Source organism: Shigella sp. SIG6 (assembly GCF_053555815.1).
This window is the reverse complement of sequence record NZ_JBQZXC010000126.1, coordinates 1-10,008: the sequence shown is the minus strand read 5'-3', so window position 1 is coordinate 10,008 and position 10,008 is coordinate 1. Positions and strand designations below refer to the sequence as shown.

Below are 10,008 nucleotides of genomic sequence, written 5' to 3'. Positions count from 1 at the left end.
ACAATGTGCCGACGTTTTGATAAAGAAAGATTTGGCTATTTATTGCCCGTTGTTCATTCAGGCTGCCTGGCTAATCCGCGCCAGCTGCTCGAAATAATCCGGAAATGTTTTGGCCGTGCATTTGGGATCAAGAATCGTCACTGGTGTATCTGACAACGCCACCAGCGAGAAACACATCGCCATCCGGTGATCATTGTATGTCGCGATCTCGGCAAAGTTCAGTTTTTCCGGAGGAGTGATACGAATGTAATCGTGCCCCTCTTCCACTTCCGCGCCGACTTTACGCAGTTCTGTTGCCATCGCAAACAGGCGATCGGTCTCTTTAACACGCCAGTTATAGATATTGCGCAGCGTGGTGGTGCCTTTTGCAAATAACGCCGCCGTGGCAATGGTCATCGCCGCATCAGGAATATGGTTCATATCCATATCAATAGCGTTCAGTTCACCACGCGTGCAGGAAATATAATCATCGCCCCAGCAAATGGTCGCGCCCATTTTTTCCAGCACATCAGCAAAGCGAATATCACCCTGCATACTGTTACGTCCAATACCGGTCACTTTTACAGTGCCGCCTTTGATTGCTGCTGCTGCCAGGAAGTAAGAAGCCGAAGATGCATCGCCTTCGACCAAATAAGTACCCGGAGACTGATAAGACTGCCCGCCTTTTACGACAAATTGTTGATAGTGCTGATTTTCAATTTCAACACCAAACGTCTTCATCAGATTGAGTGTGATGTCGATATAAGGTTTAGAAACCAGATCGCCTTTAATACGAATCACCGTATCTTCCGGCGCAAGAGGCGCAGTCATTAACAGTGCGGTGAGGAATTGGCTGGAAACGGAGCCATCAACGTCAACGTTGCCGCCAGTAAAGCCGCCCTGTAAACGCAACGGCGGATAATTTTCTTGTTCCAGGTAAGTGATCTTCGCCCCGCCCAGGCGCAGCGCATCCACCAGATGACCAATCGGGCGCTCTTTCATACGCGGCTCACCGGTCAGCACAATATCATTGCTATCCAGACAAAGAGCTGCCGCCAGCGGACGCATTGCCGTTCCGGCGTTACCGAGGAACAACTCCAGGGCACCTTCTGCGTGTAATGGACCGCCGTTACCGATAATTTCGCAACGCGTACGATCGGCTGAAAGCGTATAGCTTAACCCTAACGCTGTTAATGCATTCAGCATATGGCGCACGTCGTCGCTATCCAGCAGATTGGTTAATACTGTTTTGCCGTGTGCTAATGCCGCAAGCAATAAAGCGCGGTTAGAAACGCTCTTGGAACCGGGCAGATTAATAGTGCCATCGACACGAGCGATGGGTTGTAACGTCAGGGATTCCATGAACTCAACTCTCTACAACAGAAATAAAAACCCCACAGGCTGGCTGTGGGGATTAAGCAAAATTTCGGCATTAACCGTGACGGCGTTCGAACTCAACCATGAAGTCTGTCAGCGCTTTAACGCCTTCCAGCGGCATGGCATTATAAATAGACGCGCGCATTCCGCCGACCACACGGTGTCCTTTCAGTGCATGAAGGCCTGCAGCAAAAGACTCTTCAAGGAACAATTTGTCAAGCGCACTGTCCGCCAACTGGAACGGCACGTTCATCCGCGAACGGTTAGCTTTCGCCACGTCATTGCGGTAGAAATCGCTGTTATCAATCACCCCATATAGCAGTTCTGCTTTTTGCTGATTGATTTTATCCATTTCAGCTACACCGCCGTTCGCTTTCAGCCATTTAAAGACCAGACCAGATAGATACCAGGCAAATGTCGGCGGCGTGTTAAACATGGAGCCGTTATCGTTGAGGATGGAATAATCCAGAATCGACGGACACGCGATATTCGCTTTGCCCAGCAAATCTTCACGAACGATGACGATTGTCAGGCCAGCCGGGCCGATATTTTTCTGCGCGCCAGCGTAAATTACACCATAACGGCTGACGTCAATCGGACGGGAAAGAATGGTTGAAGAGAAGTCGGCGGCGACCACCACATCTTTGCCGAAGTCTGGCGTCTCGTCGATGGCGATACCGTCGATGGTTTCATTCGGGCAGTAATGCATATAAGCCGCATTATCAGAGAGTTGCCATTCACGCATTGGCTTAACCGCGCGCAGACCATCAACAGTCACTTTGGCGTCAAAGACATTAGGCGTGCAGTATTTTTTCGCTTCTTTAATGGCACTTGCCGCCCAGTAACCGGCATCAACATAATCTGCGGTGGTTTTATCACCGAGAATATTCAGCGGTACCGCAGCAAACTGACCGCGACCACCGCCATGGCAGAATAATACCTTGTAGTTGGAGGGGACATTAAGAAGATCGCGAAAATCCTTCTCGGCTTCCTCTGCAACCTGAATGAACTCTTTGCCACGGTGACTCACTTCCATCACCGACGTACCAAGACCGTTCCAGTCGCGCAGTTCCTGTTGAGCCTGTTTAAGCACCTCTGCCGGTAGCATTGCCGGACCAGAACTAAAATTGAAGATTTGAGCCATTTCCCCTCACCACGTTGCGTTGCTATTAACCCGCGGTCAATCGATTGCGACCACAGGTAATACATTATTCCTGTGGCTATCGGTTTTATCATTCAGTGACACACATCGCAATGAGTAAAACCGTTGAGGCCAAAAATGTGGCTTGCATCACACAAAAGAATCTCTCGGATTATTAGCAAAAAGCCGATGTTTTTACTGTCAGGTCACCCGTTTTGCCCGACTTGCCTTCGTCCATTCTGGATTTGCACAGCGCGGACATAATTGTTTTTCCCCCGCGTTCATATGAATGATTTCACTACAACGAATGCAGGCATAGTCCGCCGACTCCGGCACCACTTTGTAACGCTGCGTACAATCACTGGGTAAAATAAGTAAACCCGGTTTCACCTTGTCATCTTCAAAGAAATAGACACTGATTTGCCCGTTGGTTTCGAGAATCGCCAGACGTACCTGCCCCAGCTGCTCCACGCCACGCAATCGTAGCTCCATAAAGAACTCAAATTCCGTCATGTTGGAGTTATTGAGTTTCGACCAGGCCAGCTCGCCATCACATTACCAGGCGGTATAACAACGCCAGAGTGATAAAGACGATAAGTACCGGCACCATCGGCACATCATCATAAAACGCCACATCTCCCGCCGCTGAACCCAGCGTGAGAATGATTAACACTTCAAACAGCGACATCTGCCGCACACCGCGTCTTCCGGTCATTTTGAGGAACAAAAAAACCAGTACAAAGGTATAAAGACTACGTAGTGCAACTTCGCCAAGGAAATCAAAAGGCACTTTATCAAATGCCATACGGTGGAGATCGAACGCCTTCATTTTTATGCTCTTAACGTGGTTTATCCGCTAAAAGCATAGTCAACAGTTCATCGGCATGGCGGCGGTGATAGCGCCTTTGAGATAAAACCCGTATTATTGCGCGCTTTCCGTACGACTAAAGTGATTTTCATGACGCAAACATTTATCCCCGGCAAAGATGCCGCTCTGGAAGATTCCATCGCTCGCTTCCAGCAAAAACTTTCAGACCTCGGCTTTCAGATTGAAGAGGCCTCCTGGCTGAATCCCGTGCCTAACGTCTGGTCTGTACATATTCGCGACAAAGAGTGCGCACTGTGTTTTACCAACGGTAAAGGCGCAACCAAGAAAGCGGCGCTGGCTTCTGCACTCGGTGAATATTTCGAGCGTCTCTCAACCAACTACTTTTTTGCTGATTTCTGGCTGGGCGAAACCATCGCCAACGGTCCATTTGTGCATTATCCCAACGAAAAATGGTTCCCACTGAGCGAAAATGACGATGTGCCAGAAGGGCTGCTCGATGACCGTCTGCGCGCATTTTACGATCCGGAGAATGAATTGACCGGCAGTATGCTGATTGACCTACAATCCGGTAACGAAGATCGTGGTATTTGCGGTCTGCCGTTTACGCGCCAGTCCGACAATCAGACCGTTTATATTCCGATGAATATCATTGGTAACCTGTACGTTTCTAACGGTATGTCCGCTGGCAATACCCGCAACGAAGCACGCGTTCAGGGGTTGTCCGAAGTTTTCGAACGCTACGTGAAAAACCGCATTATTGCTGAAAGCATCAGCTTGCCGGAAATCCCGGCAGACGTGCTGGCGCGTTACCCAGCGGTGGTTGAAGCGATCGAAACACTGGAAACAGAAGGTTTCCCGATCTTCGCATATGATGGTTCCCTTGGCGGCCAGTATCCGGTGATTTGCGTGGTACTGTTTAATCCTGCAAACGGCACCTGCTTTGCCTCTTTCGGTGCGCATCCTGATTTTGGCGTAGCACTGGAACGTACCGTGACCGAGCTGCTGCAAGGTCGTGGCCTGAAAGATTTGGATGTGTTTACTCCGCCAACCTTCGATGATGAAGAAGTCGCTGAACATACCAACCTCGAAACGCACTTTATCGATTCCAGCGGTTTAATCTCCTGGGACCTGTTCAAGCAGGATGCCAATTATCCGTTTGTGGACTGGAATTTCTCCGGCACCACGGAAGAAGAGTTTGCTACGCTGATGGCTATCTTCAACAAAGAAGATAAAGAAGTTTATATTGCCGATTACGAGCATCTGGGCGTTTATGCTTGCCGTATTATCGTGCCTGGCATGTCCGATATTTATCCGGCTGAAGATCTGTGGCTCGCGAATAACAGTATGGGCAGCCATTTACGTGAAACGATTCTTTCGCTACCAGGCAGCGAGTGGGAAAAAGAAGATTACCTGAACCTCATCGAGCAACTGGATGAAGAAGGTTTTGATGACTTTACCCGCGTGCGTGAGCTGTTGGGTCTGGCGACCGGGTCGGATAACGGTTGGTACACCCTGCGTATCGGTGAATTAAAAGCCATGCTGGCGCTGGCTGGTGGCGATCTGGAACAGGCTCTGGTCTGGACCGAATGGACGATGGAGTTTAACTCATCAGTATTTAGTCCGGAACGCTCCAACTATTATCGCTGCCTGCAAACGTTGTTATTACTGGCACAGGAAGAAGATCGCCAGCCGCTGCAATATCTGAATGCGTTTGTTCGCATGTACGGCGCAGATGCCGTAGAAGCCGCCAGTGCGGCAATGAACGGCGAAGCGGCGTTTTACGGCCTGCAACCGGTAGATAGCGATCTGCACGCGTTTGCTGCACATCAGTCGTTGTTGAAGGCCTACGAAAAGCTGCAGCGCGCCAAAGCAGCATTCTGGGCAAAATAAAATCAAATAGCCTACGCAATGTAGGCTTAATGATTAGTCTGAGTTATATTACGGGGCGTTTTTTTAATGCCCCGCTTTACATATATTTGCATTAACAAAATAATTGTAATTATAAGGTTAAATATCGGTAATTTGTATTTAATAAATACGACCGATATTGTTACTTTATTCGCCTGATGCTCCCTTTTAATTAACTGTTTTAGCGGAGGATGCGGAAAAAATTCAACTCATTTGTTAATTTTTAAAATTTATTTTTATTTGGATAATCAAATAGTTACTCCGTATTTACATAAAAACCATGCGAGTTACGGGCCTATAAGCCAGGCGAGATATGATCTATATCAATTTCTCATCTATAATGCTTTGTTAGTATCTCGTCGCCGACTTAATAAAGAGAGAGTTAGTGTGAAAGCTGACAACCCTTTTGATCTTTTACTTCCTGCTGCAATGGCCAAAGTGGCCGAAGAGGCGGGTGTCTATAAAGCAACGAAACATCCGCTTAAGACTTTCTATCTGGCGATTACCGCCGGTGTTTTCATCTCAATCGCATTCGTCTTCTATATCACAGCAACCACTGGCACAGGCACACTGCCCTTCGGCATGGCAAAACTGGTTGGCGGCATTTGCTTCTCTCTGGGGCTGATTCTTTGTGTTGTCTGCGGAGCCGATCTCTTTACTTCCACAGTGTTGATTGTTGTTGCTAAGGCGAGTGGGCGCATCACCTGGGGTCAGTTGGCTAAAAACTGGCTAAATGTCTATTTTGGCAACCTGGTCGGCGCACTGCTGTTTGTACTTTTAATGTGGCTTTCCGGCGAGTATATGACCGCAAATGGTCAATGGGGACTAAACGTCCTACAAACCGCCGACCACAAAGTGCACCATACTTTTATTGAGGCCGTCTGTCTTGGTATCCTGGCAAACCTGATGGTATGTCTGGCAGTATGGATGAGTTATTCTGGCCGCAGCCTGATGGACAAAGCGTTCATTATGGTGCTGCCGGTCGCGATGTTTGTTGCCAGCGGTTTTGAGCACAGTATCGCAAACATGTTTATGATCCCGATGGGTATTGTAATCCGCGACTTCGCATCTCCGGAATTCTGGACCGCTGTCGGTTCTGCACCGGAAAATTTTTCTCACCTGACCGTGATGAACTTCATCACTGATAACCTGATCCCGGTTACGATCGGTAATATTATCGGCGGTGGTTTGTTGGTTGGGTTGACATACTGGGTCATTTACCTGCGTGAAAACGATCACCATTAATGGTTGTCGAAGTACGCAGTAAATAAAAAATCCACTTAAGAAGGTAGGTGTTACATGTCCGAGCTTAATGAAAAGTTAGCCACAGCCTGGGAAGGTTTTACCAAAGGTGACTGGCAGAATGAAGTAAACGTCCGTGACTTCATTCAGAAAAACTACACTCCGTACGAGGGTGACGAGTCCTTCCTGGCTGGCGCTACTGAAGCGACCACCACCCTGTGGGACAAAGTAATGGAAGGCGTTAAACTGGAAAACCGCACTCACGCGCCAGTTGATTTTGACACCGCTGTTGCTTCCACCATCACCTCTCACGACGCTGGCTACATCAATAAAGCGTTGGAAAAAGTTGTTGGTCTGCAGACTGAAGCTCCGCTGAAACGTGCTCTTATCCCGTTCGGTGGTATCAAAATGATCGAAGGTTCCTGCAAAGCGTACAACCGCGAACTGGACCCGATGATCAAAAAAATCTTCACTGAATACCGTAAAACTCACAACCAGGGCGTGTTCGACGTTTACACTCCGGACATCCTGCGTTGCCGTAAATCCGGTGTTCTGACCGGTCTGCCAGATGCTTATGGCCGTGGCCGTATCATCGGTGACTACCGTCGCGTTGCGCTGTACGGTATCGACTACCTGATGAAAGACAAATACGCTCAGTTCACCTCTCTGCAGGCTGATCTGGAAAACGGCGTAAACCTGGAACAGACTATCCGTCTGCGCGAAGAAATCGCTGAACAGCACCGCGCTCTGGGTCAGATGAAAGAAATGGCTGCGAAATACGGCTACGACATCTCTGGTCCGGCTACCAACGCTCAGGAAGCTATCCAGTGGACTTACTTCGGCTACCTGGCTGCTGTTAAGTCTCAGAACGGTGCTGCAATGTCCTTCGGTCGTACCTCCACCTTCCTGGATGTGTACATCGAACGTGACCTGAAAGCTGGCAAGATCACCGAACAAGAAGCGCAGGAAATGGTTGACCACCTGGTCATGAAACTGCGTATGGTTCGCTTCCTGCGTACTCCGGAATACGATGAACTGTTCTCTGGCGACCCAATCTGGGCAACCGAATCTATCGGTGGTATGGGCCTCGATGGTCGTACCCTGGTTACCAAAAACAGCTTCCGTTTCCTGAACACCCTGTACACTATGGGTCCGTCTCCGGAACCGAACATGACCATTCTGTGGTCTGAAAAACTGCCGCTGAACTTCAAGAAATTCGCCGCTAAAGTGTCCATCGACACCTCTTCTCTGCAGTATGAGAACGATGACCTGATGCGTCCGGACTTCAACAACGATGACTACGCTATCGCTTGCTGCGTAAGCCCGATGATCGTTGGTAAACAAATGCAGTTCTTCGGTGCGCGTGCAAACCTAGCGAAAACCATGCTGTACGCAATCAACGGCGGCGTTGACGAAAAACTGAAAATGCAGGTTGGTCCGAAGTCTGAACCGATCAAAGGCGATCTCCTGAGCTACGATGAAGTGATGGAGCGCATGGATCACTTCATGGACTGGCTGGCTAAACAGTACATCACTGCACTGAACATCATCCACTACATGCACGACAAGTACAGCTACGAAGCCTCTCTGATGGCGCTGCACGACCGTGACGTTATCCGCACCATGGCGTGTGGTATCGCTGGTCTGTCCGTTGCTGCTGACTCCCTGTCTGCAATCAAATATGCGAAAGTTAAACCGATTCGTGACGAAGACGGTCTGGCTATCGACTTCGAAATCGAAGGCGAATACCCGCAGTTTGGTAACAATGATCCGCGTGTAGATGACCTGGCTGTTGACCTGGTAGAACGTTTCATGAAGAAAATTCAGAAACTGCACACCTACCGTGACGCTATCCCGACTCAGTCTGTTCTGACCATCACTTCTAACGTTGTGTATGGTAAGAAAACTGGTAACACCCCAGACGGTCGTCGTGCTGGCGCGCCGTTCGGACCGGGTGCTAACCCGATGCACGGTCGTGACCAGAAAGGTGCTGTAGCGTCTCTGACTTCCGTTGCTAAACTGCCGTTTGCTTACGCTAAAGATGGTATCTCCTACACCTTCTCTATCGTTCCGAACGCACTGGGTAAAGACGACGAAGTTCGTAAGACCAACCTGGCTGGTCTGATGGATGGTTACTTCCACCACGAAGCATCCATCGAAGGTGGTCAGCACCTGAACGTTAACGTGATGAACCGTGAAATGCTGCTCGACGCGATGGAAAACCCGGAAAAATATCCGCAGCTGACCATCCGTGTATCTGGCTACGCAGTACGTTTCAACTCGCTGACTAAAGAACAGCAGCAGGACGTTATTACTCGTACCTTCACTCAATCTATGTAATTAGATTTGACTGAAATCGTACAGTAAAAAGCGTACAATAAAGGCTCCACGAAAGTGGGGCCTTTTTTAGCACGAGAGCCTTTTTTGTCAGCTATCTATACTTTAAGGTGACTGCCAAAACAGACTCGACGTAGCCTTCGAGCTGCGCACCAACACGGCCTCAGATGGGCCACATCTGGAGAAACACCGCAATGTCAGTTATTGGTCGCATTCACTCCTTTGAATCCTGTGGAACCGTAGACGGCCCAGGTATTCGCTTTATCACCTTTTTCCAGGGCTGCCTGATGCGCTGCCTGTATTGTCATAACCGCGACACCTGGGACACGCATGGCGGTAAAGAAGTTACCGTTGAAGATTTGATGAAGGAAGTGGTGACCTATCGCCACTTTATGAACGCTTCCGGCGGCGGCGTTACCGCATCCGGCGGTGAAGCAATCCTGCAAGCTGAGTTTGTTCGTGACTGGTTCCGCGCCTGTAAAAAAGAAGGCATTCATACCTGTCTGGATACCAACGGTTTTGTTCGTCGTTACGATCCGGTGATTGATGAACTGCTGGAAGTAACCGACCTGGTAATGCTCGATCTCAAACAGATGAACGACGAGATCCACCAAAATCTGGTTGGAGTTTCCAACCACCGCACGCTGGAGTTCGCTAAATATCTGGCGAACAAAAATGTGAAGGTGTGGAGCCGCTACGTTGTTGTCCCAGGCTGGTCTGACGATGACGATTCGGCGCATCGCCTCGGTGAATTTACCCGTGATATGGGTAACGTTGAGAAAATCGAACTTCTCCCCTACCACGAACTGGGCAAACACAAATGGGTGGCGATGGGTGAAGAATACAAACTCGATGGTGTTAAACCACCGAAGAAAGAGACCATGGAACGCGTGAAAGGCATTCTTGAGCAGTACGGTCATAAGGTAATGTTCTAATTTCCCCGTAAAGCGGCAACTTTATTGAGTTGCCGCTTTTTTATTCCGCGCTTCATTCTGCTACAGCGTTTTTAACACATCTTATAGTGCATCTAACATATCCCGTACCTGAGATAATAACGACTGATAATAGCTCGCGTGAAGTTCTTCCCCATCGAATACCACTGTATTACACAAGAAAGTGACATCGGCATCTTCAATACCAAGATAACTACACATATTTTTTAAATAATCGCTTATATTTTTTTCCCAGCCCATCT

The 10,008-nt window shown here is 48.8% G+C and carries 6 protein-coding genes and 2 pseudogenes; 4 read left to right on the top strand and 4 right to left on the bottom strand.

The annotated features are described in order from the left end of the window. Positions 1 to 57 precede the first annotated feature (57 nt). The 3 genes and pseudogenes from aroA to ACUU1M_RS16485 form a co-directional block, all read right to left on the bottom strand. Positions 58 to 1,341: a 3-phosphoshikimate 1-carboxyvinyltransferase gene (gene aroA / locus ACUU1M_RS16495; RefSeq protein WP_000445222.1), complete on the bottom strand. Its 1,284-nt coding sequence runs from the start codon at positions 1,339 to 1,341 to the stop codon at positions 58 to 60. Between the two features lie 70 nt (positions 1,342 to 1,411). Further along, positions 1,412 to 2,500 carry a 3-phosphoserine/phosphohydroxythreonine transaminase gene (serC, locus tag ACUU1M_RS16490; RefSeq protein ID WP_000057149.1) on the bottom strand — a complete coding sequence of 363 codons (1,089 nt, stop codon included), beginning with the start codon at positions 2,498 to 2,500 and terminating at the stop codon, positions 1,412 to 1,414. Between the two features lie 198 nt (positions 2,501 to 2,698). Beyond that, positions 2,699 to 3,326: pseudogene (locus tag ACUU1M_RS16485) on the bottom strand (DUF421 domain-containing protein). A gap of 129 nt (positions 3,327 to 3,455) precedes the next feature. On the opposite strand from ACUU1M_RS16485, the gene ycaO reads away from it, so the two are divergent. The 4 genes from ycaO (at position 3,456) to pflA (ending at position 9,748) form a co-directional block, all read left to right on the top strand. Beyond that, positions 3,456 to 5,216 carry a 30S ribosomal protein S12 methylthiotransferase accessory factor YcaO gene (gene ycaO / locus ACUU1M_RS16480; RefSeq protein WP_005074079.1) on the top strand — a complete coding sequence of 587 codons (1,761 nt, stop codon included), beginning with the start codon at positions 3,456 to 3,458 and terminating at the stop codon, positions 5,214 to 5,216. Between the two features lie 405 nt (positions 5,217 to 5,621). Continuing rightward, the gene (focA, locus tag ACUU1M_RS16475; RefSeq protein WP_000642543.1) at positions 5,622 to 6,479 is read left to right on the top strand and encodes a formate transporter FocA; all 858 of its coding nucleotides are present in this window, start codon (positions 5,622 to 5,624) and stop codon (positions 6,477 to 6,479) included. Positions 6,480 to 6,533: 54 nt separating this feature from the next. Then, positions 6,534 to 8,816 (top strand): formate C-acetyltransferase, encoded by a 2,283-nt coding sequence (gene pflB, locus ACUU1M_RS16470; protein ID WP_001292813.1) that lies wholly within the window; start codon positions 6,534 to 6,536, stop codon positions 8,814 to 8,816. Positions 8,817 to 9,007: 191 nt separating this feature from the next. Next, positions 9,008 to 9,748: a pyruvate formate lyase 1-activating protein gene (gene pflA, locus ACUU1M_RS16465; protein ID WP_000111045.1), complete on the top strand. Its 741-nt coding sequence runs from the start codon at positions 9,008 to 9,010 to the stop codon at positions 9,746 to 9,748. 81 nt (positions 9,749 to 9,829) lie between these two features. Here pflA and ACUU1M_RS16460 read toward each other — a convergent pair. After that, a pseudogene (locus ACUU1M_RS16460) lies at positions 9,830 to 10,008 on the bottom strand (NAD(P)H oxidoreductase); the annotation flags it as partial.

What these genes read in the sequence shown, in the direction of transcription:
- aroA (WP_000445222.1), bottom strand. Translation starts at nt 1,341, where the DNA reads ATGGAATCCCTGACGTTACAACCCATCGCTCGTGTCGATGGCACTATT.
- serC (WP_000057149.1), bottom strand. Translation starts at nt 2,500, where the DNA reads ATGGCTCAAATCTTCAATTTTAGTTCTGGTCCGGCAATGCTACCGGCA.
- ycaO (WP_005074079.1), top strand. Translation starts at nt 3,456, where the DNA reads ATGACGCAAACATTTATCCCCGGCAAAGATGCCGCTCTGGAAGATTCC.
- pflB (WP_001292813.1), top strand. Translation starts at nt 6,534, where the DNA reads ATGTCCGAGCTTAATGAAAAGTTAGCCACAGCCTGGGAAGGTTTTACC.
- pflA (WP_000111045.1), top strand. Translation starts at nt 9,008, where the DNA reads ATGTCAGTTATTGGTCGCATTCACTCCTTTGAATCCTGTGGAACCGTA.